Annotated in this window: 16 protein-coding genes and 1 tRNA gene; 11 read left to right on the top strand and 6 right to left on the bottom strand. The window is 60.3% G+C overall.

The annotated features are described in order from the left end of the window. Positions 1–69: 69 nt before the first annotated feature. Positions 70–1,062 (top strand): AAA family ATPase, encoded by a 993-nt coding sequence (locus AC1DSF_RS20125; RefSeq protein WP_478125525.1) that lies wholly within the window; start codon positions 70–72, stop codon positions 1,060–1,062. Between the two features lie 81 nt (positions 1,063–1,143). Further along, entirely contained in the window at positions 1,144–2,451 is a 1,308-nt protein-coding gene (gene paeA, locus AC1DSF_RS20120; RefSeq protein ID WP_478125524.1) for a polyamine export protein PaeA, read from the top strand. A 3-nt stretch (positions 2,452–2,454) separates the two neighbouring features. On the opposite strand, the gene AC1DSF_RS20115 is transcribed toward paeA, so the two are convergent. Both AC1DSF_RS20115 and AC1DSF_RS20110 read right to left on the bottom strand, forming a co-directional pair. Continuing rightward, positions 2,455–3,126 carry a lytic transglycosylase domain-containing protein gene (locus AC1DSF_RS20115; protein ID WP_478125523.1) on the bottom strand — a complete coding sequence of 224 codons (672 nt, stop codon included), beginning with the start codon at positions 3,124–3,126 and terminating at the stop codon, positions 2,455–2,457. Continuing rightward, positions 3,123–4,871, bottom strand: a complete 1,749-nt coding sequence (locus AC1DSF_RS20110; RefSeq protein ID WP_478125522.1) for a proline--tRNA ligase — start codon at positions 4,869–4,871, stop codon at positions 3,123–3,125. Before AC1DSF_RS20110 ends, AC1DSF_RS20115 begins: the two co-directional genes overlap by 4 nt. 124 nt (positions 4,872–4,995) lie before the next feature. Between AC1DSF_RS20110 and AC1DSF_RS20105 the strand changes: the two genes are divergently transcribed. Next, positions 4,996–5,652 carry an RNA pyrophosphohydrolase gene (locus tag AC1DSF_RS20105; RefSeq protein WP_478125837.1) on the top strand — a complete coding sequence of 219 codons (657 nt, stop codon included), beginning with the start codon at positions 4,996–4,998 and terminating at the stop codon, positions 5,650–5,652. Further along, positions 5,639–6,136, top strand: coding sequence for a CNP1-like family protein (locus tag AC1DSF_RS20100; RefSeq protein ID WP_478125521.1), 498 nt, complete (start codon positions 5,639–5,641; stop codon positions 6,134–6,136). The genes AC1DSF_RS20105 and AC1DSF_RS20100 overlap by 14 nt, the downstream gene beginning before the upstream one ends. Before the next feature lie 4 nt (positions 6,137–6,140). Here the strand turns inward: AC1DSF_RS20100 and proB are convergent, their stop codons facing one another. The 4 genes from proB to rplU form a co-directional block, all read right to left on the bottom strand. Continuing rightward, on the bottom strand, positions 6,141–7,286 hold the full coding sequence (gene proB, locus AC1DSF_RS20095) for a glutamate 5-kinase (RefSeq protein ID WP_478125520.1): 1,146 nt from the start codon (positions 7,284–7,286) through the stop codon (positions 6,141–6,143). Positions 7,287–7,336: 50 nt separating this feature from the next. Further along, on the bottom strand, positions 7,337–8,392 hold the full coding sequence (gene cgtA, locus AC1DSF_RS20090) for an Obg family GTPase CgtA (RefSeq protein WP_478125519.1): 1,056 nt from the start codon (positions 8,390–8,392) through the stop codon (positions 7,337–7,339). Positions 8,393–8,460: 68 nt separating this feature from the next. Continuing rightward, on the bottom strand, positions 8,461–8,718 hold the full coding sequence (gene rpmA, locus AC1DSF_RS20085) for a 50S ribosomal protein L27 (protein ID WP_478125518.1): 258 nt from the start codon (positions 8,716–8,718) through the stop codon (positions 8,461–8,463). A gap of 12 nt (positions 8,719–8,730) precedes the next feature. Beyond that, on the bottom strand, positions 8,731–9,042 hold the full coding sequence (gene rplU, locus AC1DSF_RS20080; RefSeq protein WP_478125517.1) for a 50S ribosomal protein L21: 312 nt from the start codon (positions 9,040–9,042) through the stop codon (positions 8,731–8,733). Between the two features lie 185 nt (positions 9,043–9,227). Here rplU and AC1DSF_RS20075 point away from each other — a divergent pair, with 185 nt between their 5' ends. The 7 genes from AC1DSF_RS20075 (at position 9,228) to AC1DSF_RS20045 (ending at position 16,631) form a co-directional block, all read left to right on the top strand. After that, positions 9,228–10,220: a polyprenyl synthetase family protein gene (locus AC1DSF_RS20075; RefSeq protein ID WP_478125516.1), complete on the top strand. Its 993-nt coding sequence runs from the start codon at positions 9,228–9,230 to the stop codon at positions 10,218–10,220. 36 nt (positions 10,221–10,256) lie between these two features. Continuing rightward, positions 10,257–10,333: transfer RNA gene (locus AC1DSF_RS20070), tRNA-Pro, on the top strand. A 291-nt stretch (positions 10,334–10,624) separates the two neighbouring features. Then, the gene (pilB, locus tag AC1DSF_RS20065) at positions 10,625–12,358 is read left to right on the top strand and encodes a type IV-A pilus assembly ATPase PilB (RefSeq protein WP_478125515.1); all 1,734 of its coding nucleotides are present in this window, start codon (positions 10,625–10,627) and stop codon (positions 12,356–12,358) included. 20 nt (positions 12,359–12,378) lie between these two features. Beyond that, entirely contained in the window at positions 12,379–13,602 is a 1,224-nt protein-coding gene (locus AC1DSF_RS20060) for a type II secretion system F family protein (protein ID WP_478125514.1), read from the top strand. Further along, entirely contained in the window at positions 13,602–14,444 is an 843-nt protein-coding gene (locus AC1DSF_RS20055; protein ID WP_478125513.1) for a prepilin peptidase, read from the top strand. Before AC1DSF_RS20060 ends, AC1DSF_RS20055 begins: the two co-directional genes overlap by 1 nt. A 16-nt stretch (positions 14,445–14,460) precedes the next feature. Next, positions 14,461–15,063, top strand: coding sequence for a dephospho-CoA kinase (gene coaE, locus AC1DSF_RS20050; RefSeq protein WP_478125512.1), 603 nt, complete (start codon positions 14,461–14,463; stop codon positions 15,061–15,063). A gap of 74 nt (positions 15,064–15,137) precedes the next feature. Then, positions 15,138–16,631 (top strand): MBOAT family O-acyltransferase, encoded by a 1,494-nt coding sequence (locus AC1DSF_RS20045; protein WP_478125511.1) that lies wholly within the window; start codon positions 15,138–15,140, stop codon positions 16,629–16,631. The last annotated feature ends 1 nt before the right edge of the window (position 16,632 follow it).

The raw sequence follows: 16,632 nt of genomic DNA, 5'->3' as shown, positions 1-16,632 counted from the left end.
AAACATGGGCATCTGCGAACGCCGGGCACGGCTTATGCTGTATCCAAGTGTTCGAAACCGGAGGTGTCCATGGATTCCCGCAGTCTCGTCCCAGCGTCGTCGTTCCAGTTGCCGGTCGCCAATCTGCGCAGCGTTTTTCAGACGCATGACGTCGAGCGCAAGCTCGCCAAGCTCCCCGATCGCGACCACGAGCACTTGCGAACGACCTACGAACGCATGCTCGAACGCGGTCCCGACCGCTTCCAGGTCAAACCAAGCGGCGTTCCCGAGATGTCCGGGCTCTACGCGCAGTTGCCAAACTTCACAGAAGTGCTCGACGACGTCCGGCGCCACGTTGCGCTCGCACAAGACAGCCGCGACGGCCTGGAAGTCACGCCGATGTTGCTGCTTGGGCCGCCAGGAGTCGGCAAGACTCACTTTGCGAGAAAACTCGCCGAGCTGCTTGGAACCGGAATGTCGCTGGTACCGATGAACTCGATGACGGCCGGCTGGCTGCTGTCCGGTGCATCTTCACAATGGAAGGGATCCAAGCCTGGCAAGGTGTTCGAAGCCTTGGTCGACGGTCAGTATGCGAATCCCGTGATGGTCATCGACGAAATCGACAAGGCAGGTGCCGACAGCCAATACGACCCGCTCGGCGCGCTCTACAACCTGCTGGAGCATGACACTGCGCATGCGTTCGTCGATGAATTTGCCGAAGTCCCGATCGACGCCAGCCAAGTGATCTGGATCACCACTGCAAATGACGAGCGCAGCATCCCCGAGCCGATCCTGAACCGGATGAATATCTTCGAGATCGAGGCACCGTCGCCGGATGCGTCGCGTCAGATCGCGCGCCAACTGTATGCGTCGATCCGGGGAGAACACGACTGGGGCCGGCTGCTGGCCGAAGAGCCGTCCGACGACGTTCTCGACCAGCTCGCCATCCTCTCGCCGCGCGAGATGCGGCGTGCGCTGATGACCGGATTCGGCAACGCCCGTCTGGCGCACCGGGGCGAGGTGCGCGTGGAGGACCTTCCGCGCGTCAGCACGCATCGAAACCGCATCGGCTTCGTGCAGTAGACGCGTGGCGAGGCACAGGGATCGGCTCAGGAAGGAAGGCGCTCGGCTCGTGGCACCATGTCGGTCTTCATCGACTGATCCATGACCCTGACTCAAAGCCTGCTCGTGATCGTTGCCCTTATCGCGACGAGCGCCTTCTTCTCCCTCGCCGAAATCTGCCTGGCCGCTTCTCGTCGCCTTCGCCTGCGTCAGATGGCGGACGAAGGCGACGCGCGCGCCGAGCGCGTGATGCGCATCCAGGAGCAGCCGGGCCACTATTTCACCGTCGTCCAGATCGGACTCAACGCGGTTGCCATCCTCGGTGGCGTCGTCGGCGAAGGTTCGCTGAGCCCCTACTACGCGCGCTTGTTCGAGCTTTGGTTGAGCGTAGAGGCGGCGCAGACTGCTGCCTTTCTCGCCTCTTTCGTCACGATCATTGCGGTGTTCCTCGTGTTCGCCGACCTCTTCCCGAAGCGGCTTGGCATGAGCAGCCCGGAGCAGCTTGCAGTTCGCATGGTCGGCCCGATGCAAGTGCTGATCACCACCTTCAAGCCCTTGGTGTGGTTCTTCACCACCAGCACCGACGTGCTCTTCAAGGTGCTCGGCATGCCCATGCAGCGCGACGAAAAGATCACGTCCGCCGACATCCTGGCGATGACCGAAGCGGGTGCCCGTGCGGGTGTTCTTGCGCTGCGCGAGCAGCAAGTCATCGCCAACGTGTTCGAATTGGATACGCGCCTAGTCAGCAGCGTCATGACTTCGCGGGAGCGCATAGCCTGGTTTCTCCGGGACGACCCGGAAACAGTGCTGCGCGCGCGCATCGTGGCCGAACCGTTTTCCGCCTACCCGGTGTGCGACGGGGACATCGATCATGTTCTCGGCTACGTGGACGCCAAGGACATGTTCCAGCGCGTGCTCAGCGGTCAGCCGCTCTCGTTCGAGCACGGCCTGCCATTGCACAAGGCGCTGGTCATTCCAGACAGGCTGTCATTGACCGAGGTCCTCGAACAATTTCAGCAGGCCCACGAAGACTTCGCGATCATCGTGAACGAATACAGCCTGGTGGTCGGCGTGATCACGCTCAATGACGTGATGAGCACAGTGATGGGCGACCTGGTCGGCGTGCAGGACGAAGAACAGCAGATCGTGAAGCGCGATGAGAACTCATGGCTGATTGATGGCGTGACCCCGATCCAGGACGTCCAACGAGCACTCGACATCGAGGAATTGCCGCACCCGGACGAGTACGAGACGCTCGCCGGCTTCCTCATGGTGATGCTTCGCCGCGTTCCCAAGCGGACGGACAGTGTGAGTTGGGCCGGCTACAGCTTCGAAGTGATGGACGTGGACAGTTTCCGAATCGACCAGGTGATGGTCACCCGCACGGCCGCGATCACCGCGAAGGTCTGAGGCTCAGTCCGGCCGCACATCCCGGCGTGGATCCTTGAACATCCACAGCCGCTGATTCGCGAACACTGCGTCGGGGTAAGGCGACTTGCCACGGCTCCCGTTGTAGCGGCCGAGCGTCATGAAGAGATCACCCGATTCCCGGTCGAGATAATGGCGCAGGATCACGCAGCCGAAGCGCAGATTGGTCTGCATGTGAAAGAGCTTCGACGGATCGCCATCGCCGATCACTCGGGTCCAGAACGGCATGACTTGCATGTAGCCTCTCGCGCCCGCGCTCGACATGGCGTACTTGCGAAAGTTGCTTTCCACCTGAACCAAGCCGAGCACGAGACTGACATCCAGACCGGCCCGGCGAGCCTCGTACCAGACCGTTTGCAGAAATTCCTTTCGCGTCGGCCAGTCGGGCAGCTTTTTCTTGAGGCGTTCGCTCATTTCGCCGAGCCAGCGCAAATAGGACAGGCGAGATTCGGTGTCCTTGAACTCCGGGACTGGCGGTGCGTTGTTGCGAATGGCCGACGTCAGCGCAGTGCGCACTGAGTCAATGAGCGGTTCCTCGATCTGTGCGCCGGCGAATGCCGGACGGGGCAATGTCAGGCACAACGCGCCGGAGGCCGCAGCGCCCAGACAGAGTCGCCGCGAGAAGCCGGCCGCATCCATGGGCCCCGCCAAGTTCATGCCGCAGCCAGTTTGTCGGCAATGAAATCCGCAATTCCGCTGACAGGCACCTTCGTCGCACCCGCATCGCGGCGATGTTGATATTCGAACTGGCCTTCCTTCAGCCCGCGGTCGGAGATCACGACGCGGTGCGGTACGCCGATCAATTCCCAATCGGCGAACATCGCGCCTGGGCGCTCGCCGCGATCGTCGAGCAGTACATCGACGCCCTCAGCCAGGAGTTGCTCGTAAAGAGCTTCCGCCGCAACCTTGACTTCTGCGCTGCGATCCATGCCGATGGGGCAGACCACCACGGTGAAAGGTGCGATTGCATCGGGCCAGATGATGCCCCGGTCGTCGTGGTTTTGCTCGATCGCCGCGGCCGGCAGCCGGGTGATCCCGATGCCATAGCAGCCCATCTCGAGAAACTGGGGCTTGCCCGCTTCGTCGAGAAAGGTCGCATTCATGGGTTTGCTGTATTTGGTGCCAAGCACAAATACGTGGCCGACTTCGATGCCGCGTTCAATAGCCAGAACACCCTTCCCATCGGGCGACGGATCGCCGGCAACCACGTTGCGGATATCGGCAACAAGGTCCGGCTCAGGCAAGTCGCGACCCCAGTTGACACCGGTCATGTGGAAATCGACCTCATTGGCGCCGCAGATCCAGTCGGCCATGACGGCAACCTCGCGGTCGGCCACGATCTTGAGCGGCTGCTTCAGGTTCAGCGGGCCCAGATAACCCGGCTTGCAGCCAAAGTGATCCTCGATTTCGGCGACGGTGGCGAAGCGGAAGCCTTGGTCGAGGCCCGGCACCTTGCTTACCTTGATTTCGTTCATCTCATGGTCGCCGCGAATCAGCAGCAGCCAAACCTGGACGCCGACGAGGTTGCCGGCCGCATCTAGCTTGTCGGTCGCCAGGACCAGAGACTTCACGGTGGTCGAGAGCGGAACGCCCAGCAATTCGGCCACGTCCTCACAGGTACTCTTGCCAGGGGTGGGCGTCTTGGTGAGCGGTTTCGTCGCAGCGGCGCGCGGTCCCGCCGGGGCAAGCGCCTCGGCTTTCTCCATGTTGGCGGCGTAGTCGCTGTCGGGGCAATAGACGATGGCGTCCTCGCCGGTGGCTGCGATGACCTGGAATTCCTGGCTCACGTCGCCGCCGATGGCGCCGCTGTCAGCTGCCACAGCACGGTAGCGCAGGCCGAATCGATCGAAGATTCTCCGGTAGGCATCTGCCATCACCCGGTAGCTGGCTTTGGCGGCTTCGAGGTCGCGATCAAAGCTGTAGGCGTCCTTCATGATGAACTCGCGCCCTCGCATCAGGCCGAAGCGCGGACGCCGCTCGTCGCGGAACTTGGTCTGGATCTGATAGAGGTTCTTTGGCAGTTGCTTGTAGCTGCGAATCTCCTGGCGGGCGATGTCGGTCACGACTTCTTCGCTGGTCGGCTGGATCACGAACGAACGCTCATGGCGGTCCTTGATGCGCAGGAGCTCGAGGCCATAACCCTGAAATCGACCGCTCTCTTCCCAAAATTCGGCGGGCTGCACCACGGGCATGGTCAGCTCGACCGCGCCCGCCCGATCCATTTCTTCACGGACGATTGCCTCGACCTTGCGAATGACCCGAAGGCCCATCGGCATATAGGTATAGATGCCGGTGCCGAGCTTCTTGATCATGCCCGCGCGCATCATGAGACGGTGGCTCGCCACTTCGGCGTCAGCCGGCGCCTCTTTGAGGGTGGAAATGAAGAATCGGGAAGCTTTCATTGGACGCGCAAATGAGGGATACGGGCAGGGCTCGAATGACAGGGCGGAAGCGCCCGGAACTGGCTGCTTGCCGTACGCAAGCCGGCAGGCATAATCGGCTCAGTTCAAAAATTGGGGTTTGATTATGCTCGACCGGGACGGCTTCAGGCCCAACGTCGGCATCATCCTGCTCAACCAGAGAAACCAGGTTTTCTGGGGCAAGCGTATTCGTACACACTCCTGGCAGTTTCCTCAAGGCGGCATCGATCGCGGCGAAAGTCCCGAGCAGGCCATGTTCCGGGAATTGCACGAGGAAGTGGGCCTCCACCCGGAGCATGTGCGCATCGTGGCCCGTACCCGTGACTGGTTGCGCTACGAGGTGCCGGATCGGTTCATCCGCCGTGACGCGCGCGGCCACTACAAGGGTCAAAAGCAGATCTGGTATTTGCTGCAGTTGATCGGTCACGATTGGGATCTCAACCTGCGCGCCACCGACCATCCGGAATTCGACGCGTGGCGGTGGCACGACTACTGGGTCCCGCTGGACGTCGTCGTCGAATTCAAGCGCGGCGTCTATGAGATGGCATTGACCGAACTCGCCCGCTATCTCCCTCGTCAGGATTTCCGCAACCGTTTTCTGCGCAGCAACGTGCGCGCACGAGAATTTGAGCGCCACCCGTCCGGCGGGGGCCATGAACCTACTTTCGAGCTGCCGCCCGGTGCCAGCTTCGACCCGAATCCGAATGCCAATATTGCGAACGACTCTCCCTCGACACCTGACCCATTTCATGCGCCGCGTTAGCTGGAACGTGGCCATTGCATGCGCGATTGGAGCTTCGAGCCTCGCCCACGCGCAATTGTTCGACGACGCCGACTGGAAGGAAAGCGAAGCGCCCCCACCTCCCGCCTTCGCTCAGGACAAGCTGATCGACATCGACATGCCACGCTACATGAGCCTGAAGTTCGGCGTCGATCCGGCCACCATCAAGGTGACAGGCGACGGCATCGTCCGCTACGTGGTCGTCGCTGCCAATCGTGAAAACGGCGGATTCAACGCCTTCTACGAAGGCATCCGCTGCGCAACCGATCAATACAAGACCTACGCCCACTTCAGCAACGGCGCGTGGGAACAGCAGCGCGATCCCGAATGGAAGCATTTCAATGAGAGGAGTTCGCGCTACGCCAAGGCGCTGGCCCACCAGGGGCTGTGTCGCGGCCATGCTCCGCGCGCGTCCGTCAGCGAGATGGTTCGATACCTGAAGGCCCCGATCCGCGAGACCGAATGATTCGTCAGTGGGCGCCAGGCATCAGGACCATGTTGTCCCGATGGACCATCTCAGCCTCAGCGACATAGCCGAGAAGCCGCTCGAATTCCGCTGACGGCTTGCGGCAGAGCATGCGGGCCTCAGCACTGGAATAATTGGCCAGACCACGCGCGAGTTCAAATCCGCGATCATCTCGTATGGCGATCACGTCGCCGCGCGAAAACTCACCCTCGACAGCGGTCATGCCGATCGGCAACAGGCTCTTGCCTTCGGTGCGCACCTTGGTGGCCGCACCTGCGTCGACCGATACGGCGCCACGCAATTGAAGATGATCGGCCATCCAGCGCTTGCGCGCCTGATGTTTGGCGGTTTGGGCCAGCAAAAGCGTACCAATGGACTCGCCGCGCGAGAGCCGAAGCAGTGCATCGGGCTCGCGGCCCCAGGCGATCACGGTCGATGCGCCAGACGCTGCAGCGCGCTTGGCTGCGAGGATCTTGGTAATCATCCCTCCGCGGCCGATGCTGCTGCCGGCGCCACCGGCCATGACCTCGAGTGCAGGATCCCCCGCCGCAGCTTCATATACGAAGCGAGCATCGGGAGCTTTGCGTGGATCTGCAGTGAAAAGGCCCTTCTGGTCCGTCAAAATGACCAGCGCGTCGGCCTCCACCAGGTTAGCGACCAACGCGCCCAGCGTATCGTTGTCGCCGAACTTGATCTCATCATTGACGACCGTGTCGTTCTCATTGATGACGGGAACCACGCCAAGCGCAAGCAAGGTCACGAGAGTGGAGCGCGCATTGAGGTAGCGCTCGCGATCCGCAAGGTCTGCATGCGTCAGCAATACCTGTGCACTACCTATCCCGTTTTCGCGCAGCTTCGTTTCGTAGATCTGCGCCAGACCCATCTGACCCACTGCCGCGGCTGCCTGCAGTTCATGGACTTCATGCGGGCGAACACGCCAACCCAGTCGCTTCATCCCTTCGGCGATCGCACCGCTCGACACCATCACGACCTCTCGGCCATCGCGCACCAGCGTTGCGAGTTGGCGGCACCACTCGCCAATGGCGTTTTCGTCGAGGCCTCGCCCTTCATTGGTGACCAGGCTTGAGCCCACCTTGACAACGATGCGGCGCGCATCGTGGAGCACGGATGAAGCAGAACTTGAAGGCATGGAGCTATGACTGACTGGATGGCTGCTGGAATGTCCGCCTTGGCTTGCACTCACGAAAACCGCGGATCGATTTCGGTCGGCGGCTGCTCAGCCACCTGTTGAGCCTTGACGTGCTGATAAATCGCCTGCACCAGAGGCTCGCACCCTTCTCGGGTGAGCGCGGAGATCTCAAAGACCGGCCCTTTGAACCGCAATCTCTTGACGAAATCCTTGACGCGCGCGGCGCGGTCGTCGAGGGGGATCATGTCCAGCTTGTTCAAGACTAGCCAACGAGGCTTCTCATAGAGAGCGGCGTCGTATTTCTTGAGCTCACCAGCGATCGACTTCGCCTGGGCCACCGGATCGACGCCCTCATCGAACGGCGCCAGATCGATGATGTGCAGAAGAAGTCGGGTGCGCTGCAGATGACGCAAGAACAGGTGGCCGAGGCCGGCGCCTTCGGACGCGCCTTCGATCAGTCCCGGGAGATCGGCGACTACAAAGCTCTGCTCCGGGCCTACGCGAACGACCCCGAGGTTCGGGTGCAGCGTCGTGAAAGGGTAATCAGCGATGCGAGGACGAGCGTTCGAAATAGCACTGATCAGCGTCGACTTGCCGGCATTGGGCATGCCCAGCAAACCAACGTCGGCCAACACTTTGAGTTCGAGCTTGAGGCTCTTCTTCTCGCCGGGCCACCCAGGAGTTTTCTGGCGAGGAGCGCGATTGATGGCGCTCTTGAATCGCATGTTGCCAAACCCGCCGTCGCCGCCCTTGGCAATCGTGATGACCTCGCCGGGCGTCAGCAGTTCGTACAGCACCTCGCCGGTTTCCGCGTCGGAAATGATGGTTCCGACCGGCATCTTGAGCGTGATGTCGTCGCCGGCGGCACCGAACATGTCCGACCCCATCCCATGCTGGCCCCGCTTGGCCTCATGTCGGCGCGAAAAGCGGAAGTCAACCAGAGTGTTGAGGCTCGGATCAGCTACAGCGAATACGTGGCCACCTCGCCCTCCGTCTCCGCCGTTCGGTCCACCGAATTCCTTGTACTTCTCATGACGGAACGACACGCAGCCATTGCCGCCATCGCCGGCGGCAATGTCGATGAAGGCTTCGTCAACGAACTTCATGAGGTATCCAGTTTACAAATGAAGAAGCCCCGGCAAAGCGGGGCTCCGAAAAGATCGAAGTGACTGGCTTAAGCCGGGGTCACGTTGACCATGTGCTTGTTAAGTGCGCCCTTGGTCCCGAAGGAGACGTGGCCATCGACCAGCGCAAACAGCGTATGGTCTTTGCCGACACCGACGTTGACGCCGGGGTGGAATTGCGTGCCGCGTTGACGCACGATGATCGAGCCTGCACTGATCAACTCGCCGCCGAAAGCCTTCACCCCGAGCATCTTGGGCTTCGAGTCGCGCCCGTTTCGCGTAGAGCCGCCGCCTTTTTTCTGTGCCATGGAATCAACTCCTTAGCCGGCAATCGCGCCAATTTGCAATTCGGTGAATTGCTGGCGATGGCCTTGACGTTTCTGATAATGCTTGCGACGACGCATCTTGAAGATGTGAACCTTTTCGTGCTTGCCGTGCGACAGCACAGTGGCTGTTACAGATGCGCCGGACACCAGGGGCGTACCAACCTTGATTTCGCTGCCGTCGCCGACTGCGAGAACTTGGTCGATCACGATTTCCTGGCCTACGTCCGCAGCAATCTGTTCTACTTTAATTTTTTCGCCGGAAGCAACGCGATACTGCTTGCCACCGGTTTTTATGACCGCGTACATGTGGACCTCTTGGGAAAAGATGGCTCTACGGCAAATTCCGCAGAGCCCAAGATTCTAGCATGCACCTGCTGGCCAAGCACCCACACCTTATCGCCTCAGGCCTGCAAAGCTCTGGCCTCTCTATAATCAGCGCTTCCGGCCCAGCGCCATCGTCGCCCCCTTCGCAGCGCGCAAGCGCCCTCGCCTTGTCAGTTCTCGCCGCAGATTCTTCCCCCGTCGCCAGCGTCCTCAGCCTGATCGCGGAGGATATGGCCGGAGTCGATCTCGTCATCGAGCGCCGCCTAGACACTGGTGTTCCGCTCGTGAGTCAGGTGTCAAAGTACATCATCTCTGCGGGCGGCAAACGCCTGCGCCCGGCGCTGCTCCTGCTGATGGCCGGTGCACTGGGTTACAAGGGCGAACAGCGCTTCAACTTGGCTGCCGTTGTGGAATTCATCCATACGGCGACACTGCTTCACGACGACGTGGTGGACGAATCAACGCTTCGGCGTGGGCGGCCGACCGCGAACGAATACTTCGGCAACCCCGCCAGCGTACTCGTGGGCGACTTTCTCTATTCGCGTGCATTCCAGATGATGCTGGACGCACACAACATGCGCGTCATGGAGATCCTCGCCGAGGCAACCAACGTCATCGCAGAAGGAGAAGTTCTCCAACTTATGAACATGCATGACGCCTCGCTGGACGAGGAAGCCTACCTCAAGGTGATTCGCTCAAAGACCGCCAAGCTCTTCGAGGCAAGCACTCGCCTTGCCGCGGTACTTGCCGATACAACACCCGAAATCGAAGAGGCATGTGCCACCTACGGGCAGGCGCTCGGCACAGCATTCCAAGTCATCGACGATGTTCTGGACTATGCAGGCGACGCGAACGAAACCGGCAAGAACGTCGGAGATGATCTGCGGGAGGGCAAGACGACCCTTCCCTTGATCCTGGCAATGCAACGAGGCAACCAACGCCAACGAGACCTCATCCGCACAGCCATCGAAGCTGGCGACACAACGCAGTTGCCGCAGATCGTCGCCATCGTGCGGGAAACGGGCGCTCTCGAGGCGACAAGGGATGCTGCGGCCGCAGAAGCTCAGCGCGCCATTGATGCGCTTCATGGTTTTCCTGCGAATTCGCACTCTGCCGGTTTGCTACAATTAGCGGCTCAGTTGCTTGAGCGACGCGCCTAAGTCACCCACAAAGGACGACTCTCTTTTTCGCAACATCGGGGTGTAGCTTAGCCTGGTAGAGCGCTACGTTCGGGACGTAGAGGCCGGAGGTTCGAATCCTCTCACCCCGACCAGATATCCGCTGGAAACCAAACGTCCCAGCACATCAATCTGCCTGCCCTGCAAGGGGGCGCGAAGTGCAGATCATCTCCTGAAGGTCCTTCAATTCCCTCGACCTCCTCGGTCTGCTGCTAAGATGCTTTTTCGTCTTCTGACAGAGGCCGGAGCCCACAATCTTCGCTGCGGAACCACCTTTCAAGCTGCAAATGCCAAATGCTCCGCGACGGACGCCTCGCAGAGGTTTACAGCCCCGGAGTGATCAGCGATGATCGTGAAGCACTTTTTCACGTTTCTTACATTGTTGAATGGCCGCTGCCGAACCCCTTGTTAAAGAAAGCTCGCCTGTAGCCCTTCCGGGCTTGGCGCGCGCATTGGTCTCGGCTGGAAAACTCCCCGCCAAGGTTGCGGAAGACATTTATCAGAAGTCGCTTAGCGGGCGCACCAGCTTCATTGCAGAGCTGACTGGCACGGGCGCTGTGTCGGCAGCTGACTTGGCGCATACGCTTTCCACAGCTTTCGGGGCACCGCTGCTCGACCTCGATGCCATTGATCCACAGCGCCTTCCCAAGGACCTGCTGGACGCCAAGCTCTGTCAGGCCTACAGGGTCGTTGTGCTCAGCAAGCGCAATAATCGTCTCATTGTTGCCACAGCAGATCCTTCCGACCAGCAAGCTGCCGAAAAGATCAAGTTCGCCTCGCAGATGGGCGTCGACTGGGTCATCGCCGAGTACGACAAGCTCTCTCGCATGATCGAAGCGGCGGCCGTCACGGCCTCCGAAACCATCGACAGCATCATCGGCTCCGAGTTCGAGTTCGACGAGATCTCGACGGATACGCCCGGCGAGACACCCGACCAAGCCGTCGCCGAGGTCGAGGATGCGCCAGTCGTCCGGTTCCTCCACAAAATGCTGCTCGACGCGTTCAGCATGCGCGCATCTGACATCCACTTCGAGCCCTACGAGCACAACTACCGGGTTCGCTTCCGCATCGACGGAGAACTGCGCGAAATCGCGAGCCCGCCAACCGTCATCAAGGACAAGTTGGCATCGCGCATCAAGGTGATCTCGAGGCTGGACATCTCGGAGAAGCGCATTCCCCAAGACGGCCGGATGAAGCTGAAGATCGGTCCTGATCGCGTGATCGACTTCCGGGTGAGCACCCTGCCGACCCTTTTCGGTGAAAAGATCGTCATCCGTATTCTTGACCCGAGCAGTGCGCGGCTGGGCATTGATGCCCTCGGCTATGACGCCGACGAAAAGGAGCGTCTGCTGCAAGCCATTGCCAGGCCTTATGGGATGGTGCTGGTCACCGGGCCCACGGGCTCCGGCAAGACGGTGTCGCTGTACACCTGTCTGAACATGCTCAACAAACCGGGCGTCAACATCGCGACGGCGGAAGATCCTTCCGAAATCAATTTGCCTGGCGTGAACCAGGTCAACGTCAACGACAAAGCAGGCCTGACTTTTGCCGCAGCACTGCGTGCTTTCCTGCGCCAGGATCCCGACATCATCATGGTCGGCGAAATCCGGGACTTGGAGACCGCCGACATTTCGATCAAGGCCGCCCAAACAGGTCATCTTGTGCTCTCGACTCTGCATACGAATGACGCCCCTACGACCTTGACGCGAATGCGTAATATGGGAATCGCCCCCTTCAATATTGCGTCGAGCGTAATCTTGATTACTGCACAGCGCCTTGCAAGACGCTTGTGCACGGTTTGCCGCGCGCCGTCGGACGTGCCCAAACAAGCGTTGCTGGACGCCGGCTTCAAGGAGCACGATATCAATGGCACCTGGAAGCCCTATCACCCCGTCGGATGCTCTGCCTGCAATGGTGGCTACAAAGGTCGCGTCGGCATTTACCAAGTGATGCCGATCAGCGAGGAAATTCAGAAGATCATTCTTCGCGACGGTTCCTCACTGGACATCGCCAAGCAAGCCGAGGCCGAGGGCGTGCGTTCGCTCCGTCAGTCAGGATTGAAGAAAGTCATGCAGGGACTGACGTCACTTGAAGAAGTGCTCGCGGTCACCAACGAGTAGCACCGAGAAGCGGAGAATCAATGGCAACGGCAGCAGCATCAAACCGAACGCTCAAGGAATACGTATTCGAGTGGGAAGGCAAAGACCGCAGCGGAAAGACAGTCCGCGGCGAGGTCCGGGCTGCTGGCGAAAACCAGGTACAGGCGGCGCTTCGACGGCAAGGCGTGCTGACGACGAAGATCAAGAAGCGTCGCATGCGCTCCGGCAAGGCGATCAAGCCGAAGGACATCGCCATCTTCACGCGCCAGTTGGCAACGATGATGAAGGCGGGCGTCCCCCTGCTGCAAGCCTTCGATATCGTGGGCCGCGGGAACGCCAATCCGAGCGTGGCCAAGCTGCTGAACGACATTCGCAGCGACGTGGAAACCGGCACCTCCCTCTCCGCCGCCTTTCGCAAGTTCCCGAAGTACTTCGACAACCTCTACTGCAATCTCGTCGAGGCCGGCGAGGCCGCCGGTATTCTTGAGGACCTGCTCGACCGCCTGGCCACTTACATGGAGAAGACGGAGGCGATCAAGTCGAAGATCAAATCGGCCCTGATGTATCCGACTTCCGTGATCGTGGTTGCGTTCGTGGTCGTGGCGATCATCATGATCTTCGTGATCCCCGCGTTCAAGCAGGTGTTCACGTCCTTCGGCGCAGACTTGCCTGCCCCGACGCTGATCGTCATGGGCATCAGCGAGTTCTTCGTCTCCTACTGGTGGTTGATCTTCGGAGTGATCGGCGGTGGAACGTACTTCTTCCTGCAAGCATGGAAGCGCAACGAGCGCGTTCAAAAAGTCATGGACCGGCTTCTGCTTCGCCTACCGATCTTCGGCGCGCTCATCGACAAGTCGTGCGTCGCACGCTGGACGCGAACACTTGCCACCATGTTTGCAGCAGGCGTCCCACTGGTCGAAGCACTCGATTCGGTCGGTGGTGCTTCCGGCAACTCTGTCTATGCGGAGGCCACGACCAAGATTCAGCAGGAAGTGTCGACCGGCACAAGCCTGACCACAGCGATGACCAACGCCAATCTGTTCCCTTCGATGGTCTTGCAGATGACTGCTATCGGAGAGGAATCGGGCTCTATCGACCACATGCTGGGCAAAGCCGCAGACTTCTACGAGAGCGAAGTCGATGACATGGTCGCCGGTCTCTCGAGCCTGATGGAACCCATCATCATCGTGTTCCTCGGGGTGATCATCGGCGGAATCGTCGTTTCGATGTATCTGCCCATCTTCAAGCTCGGTCAGGTCGTCTGATGCTCGTTTCGCAGGGGGTGGATGCCGCACTGGCCGGCTTGCTCGGATTGTTGATCGGCAGCTTCCTGAATGTCGTCATCTATCGCTTGCCCAAAATGCTCGAGCAGCAATGGGCGGCCGACTGCGCCAGCCTGAATGATTCGGAGCCTCCGTCCGCGGAGCGTTTCAATCTGATGGTGCCGCACTCGCGCTGCCAACAATGCGGCCACGTCATTCGCTGGTACGAGAACATTCCAGTGCTCAGCTATCTGCTTCTGCGCGGGAAGTGTTCGGCATGCAAGACGACCATCAGCATGCGTTATCCGGTGGTCGAACTGGTGACGGCTGCGCTCTTCGCGTGGTGCGTCTGGCGCATGCCAGGCTCCCTTGGGGGCCTCGCATGGTGTGGATTCGCAGCAGCCTTGCTGGCGTTGGCGCTGATCGACTGGGATACGACCCTCCTGCCTGACGACATCACACTTCCGTTGCTATGGGCAGGGTTGCTGGCGTCGATGGCCGGCTTCACCGGAACTTCGATAACGAACGCCATCTGGGGGGCGGTTGCCGGCTACTGTTCGCTCTGGGCCGTCTATTGGCTGTTCAAACTGACGACAGGGAAGGAAGGGATGGGCTACGGCGACTTCAAGCTGTTTGCTGCATTCGGCGCCTGGTTCGGCTGGCAGGCCTTGATACCGATCATCCTGATGGCATCGGTCATCGGCGTGATCGTCGGAGTCGCACTCAAGATCAACAGCAAGCTTCGCGAAGGCGGCTACGTGCCGTTCGGGCCGTTCCTCGCGGGGGCGGGCTTCACCGCCATGGTCTTCGGCCCCGATGCGATTCTCCGAGTGGTTGGCCTTTGAGAAGGACACTCGAATCATGCGCATCGGGCTGACCGGCGGCATAGGAAGCGGCAAGAGCACGGTCGCCTCCGAACTGGTTGCGCTGGGCGCGAATCTGGTCGATACCGATGCCATCGCGAGAGCGATGACTGCGCCGGGCGGCGCTGCGATGCCCGCATTGGAAGCCGAATTCGGCCGCTCCATCGTCACGCCCGAAGGCAGCATGGACCGCGCGCGCATGAGGGAAATCGCGTTTCTCGACCCCATGTCCAAGAGGCGGCTGGAAACCATCCTGCATCCGCTGATTGGAGTGGAGTGCGAGCGCCAAGCTGCCGCAGCGGTCACAGGACAACCCATCGTGTTCGACGTGCCGCTGCTGGTGGAATCAAAGCGTTGGCGTGGCATCGTCGATCGCGTTCTGGTGATCGACGCCAGCGAACAGACGCAACTCGAACGCGTGATCGCAAGGTCAGGCTGGACGCCCGATGCAGTCCGCGCGGTGATTGCCCAACAAGCCCATCGTGCTTTGCGCAGGGCGGCAGCAGATGCGGTGATCTACAACGAGCGGTTGACTCTTGCGGAACTCTCTTCCGTCGTGCGGGGTCTCTGGAAGCAGTGGACGGTCGCGGGCACGCGATAATCCGTGGCTAAGCCGGCCCTGCGCCGGACAACAAGAAAGCGGCGCGTCAATGAGCCCCGCGACAGATCCCAAAGATGCTCTTCAATTCATACGCGTTCATCTTCTGCTATTTCCCGATAGTCCTTTTCGGGTTCTTCCTCATCGGAAAGCGAAATGCGCGTGCTGCGGCCGGTTTTCTCGCGCTGGCCTCACTGTTCTTCTATGGCTGGTGGAGCATCAACGCTCTCCCACTGCTCATCGGATCGATCTGCTTCAACTATTGGGCGGGGCTGCGCCTGACGAACGGCCCCGGGCGGACTCTGTCCAGCAGAAAGCGAACGCTGGTCTTCGCGCTCGTGGTCAACCTTGGCGTGCTCGCCACCTTCAAGTACGCGAATTTCTTCTTGGCCAATGTGAATGAAGGCCTTTCCGTCGCCGGATTCACACCCCTGCCGTTGCTGCATATTGCGCTGCCGATCGGCATCTCTTTCTACACGTTCACGCAGATCGCTTTCCTGGTGGATTGCTGGCAAGACAAGGTCCACGAGCGCAGCTTCATTCACTACGCGCTATTCGTCACCTACTTTCCGCACTTGATCGCGGGTCCGGTGCTGCATCACGCGCAAATGATGCCGCAGTTCGCCAATCCGGCGACTTACAGAGTGGACTTGAACAAGGTTGCACTAGGTTTGGCGATCTTCGTATTCGGGCTGGCCAAGAAGCTGCTGATTGGCGACAAGGTGGGCGAATACGCCGACCTCATGTTCACGGGCGTCCACAACGGCGCGGTACCCACTCTCTACACGGCCTGGCTCGGGGTGCTCGCGTACACGCTTCAAATCTATTTCGACTTTTCGGGATATTCAGACATGGCCGTGGGCTTGTCGCTGTGCCTGGGCGTGCAGTTGCCGCTCAATTTCAATTCCCCCTATAAGTCGACCAGTCTCATCGAATTCTGGCGCCGCTGGCACATTTCGCTGTCAACGTTCCTTCGCGACTACCTGTACGTTCCTTTGGGGGGCAACCGCAAGGGGCCCGGGCGCCGGTACCTGAACCTCTTCATCACGATGCTGCTAGGCGGGCTATGGCATGGCGCTGCGTGGACGTTCGTCATATGGGGGGCCCTGCACGGCGCCTTTCTTGCGGTCAACCATCTCTGGAATGCCAAGGTGCGTCGCAACGCCAAGCCGGGGCGTTCGGCACGGGTCCTTGGCTGGTTCCTGACCTTCGTCTTCGTCATGATTGCCTGGGTCGTGTTTCGCGCGGAAAGCATGCATGCCGCGATCGAGATCTACAAGGGAATGCTCGGAATGCATGGCGCGCCGCTCGTCGCCTTCGAGGAATTCGGCCGTGTGCCGTCTCGCAAACCGGAGTTCTTCCAGACCTTGCTGGTTGGCCTGTTCATCTGTCTTGCGCTACCGCCGACGATCACGCTGCAGCGCTGGGTCCCTCAGGCTCAGGCGCTTGCTGGGCGGCCGCGTGCGGCGACAGCTTTCACTGCGTTCATGGCGCTTGTGACTGTCGTCCTTTTTGGCCTTTGCGTGTCGAGGTTGGGTACGTACAGCCCGTTCCTCTATTTCCAGTTCTGAT

The organism is Variovorax sp. 01N429 (assembly GCF_056399425.1).
Note: the sequence above shows the minus strand (reverse complement) of the source record. Positions and strands in the feature narration are given on the sequence as shown.

What these genes read in the sequence shown, in the direction of transcription:
- pilB (WP_478125515.1), top strand. Translation starts at nt 10,625, where the DNA reads ATGGCCGCTGCCGAACCCCTTGTTAAAGAAAGCTCGCCTGTAGCCCTT.
- rplU (WP_478125517.1), bottom strand. Translation starts at nt 9,042, where the DNA reads ATGTACGCGGTCATAAAAACCGGTGGCAAGCAGTATCGCGTTGCTTCC.
- AC1DSF_RS20125 (WP_478125525.1), top strand. Translation starts at nt 70, where the DNA reads ATGGATTCCCGCAGTCTCGTCCCAGCGTCGTCGTTCCAGTTGCCGGTC.
- AC1DSF_RS20055 (WP_478125513.1), top strand. Translation starts at nt 13,602, where the DNA reads ATGCTCGTTTCGCAGGGGGTGGATGCCGCACTGGCCGGCTTGCTCGGA.
- coaE (WP_478125512.1), top strand. Translation starts at nt 14,461, where the DNA reads ATGCGCATCGGGCTGACCGGCGGCATAGGAAGCGGCAAGAGCACGGTC.
- AC1DSF_RS20110 (WP_478125522.1), bottom strand. Translation starts at nt 4,871, where the DNA reads ATGAAAGCTTCCCGATTCTTCATTTCCACCCTCAAAGAGGCGCCGGCT.
- AC1DSF_RS20045 (WP_478125511.1), top strand. Translation starts at nt 15,138, where the DNA reads ATGCTCTTCAATTCATACGCGTTCATCTTCTGCTATTTCCCGATAGTC.
- rpmA (WP_478125518.1), bottom strand. Translation starts at nt 8,718, where the DNA reads ATGGCACAGAAAAAAGGCGGCGGCTCTACGCGAAACGGGCGCGACTCG.
- AC1DSF_RS20105 (WP_478125837.1), top strand. Translation starts at nt 4,996, where the DNA reads ATGCTCGACCGGGACGGCTTCAGGCCCAACGTCGGCATCATCCTGCTC.
- proB (WP_478125520.1), bottom strand. Translation starts at nt 7,286, where the DNA reads ATGCCTTCAAGTTCTGCTTCATCCGTGCTCCACGATGCGCGCCGCATC.
- AC1DSF_RS20115 (WP_478125523.1), bottom strand. Translation starts at nt 3,126, where the DNA reads ATGAACTTGGCGGGGCCCATGGATGCGGCCGGCTTCTCGCGGCGACTC.
- AC1DSF_RS20060 (WP_478125514.1), top strand. Translation starts at nt 12,379, where the DNA reads ATGGCAACGGCAGCAGCATCAAACCGAACGCTCAAGGAATACGTATTC.
- paeA (WP_478125524.1), top strand. Translation starts at nt 1,144, where the DNA reads ATGACCCTGACTCAAAGCCTGCTCGTGATCGTTGCCCTTATCGCGACG.
- cgtA (WP_478125519.1), bottom strand. Translation starts at nt 8,392, where the DNA reads ATGAAGTTCGTTGACGAAGCCTTCATCGACATTGCCGCCGGCGATGGC.
- AC1DSF_RS20100 (WP_478125521.1), top strand. Translation starts at nt 5,639, where the DNA reads ATGCGCCGCGTTAGCTGGAACGTGGCCATTGCATGCGCGATTGGAGCT.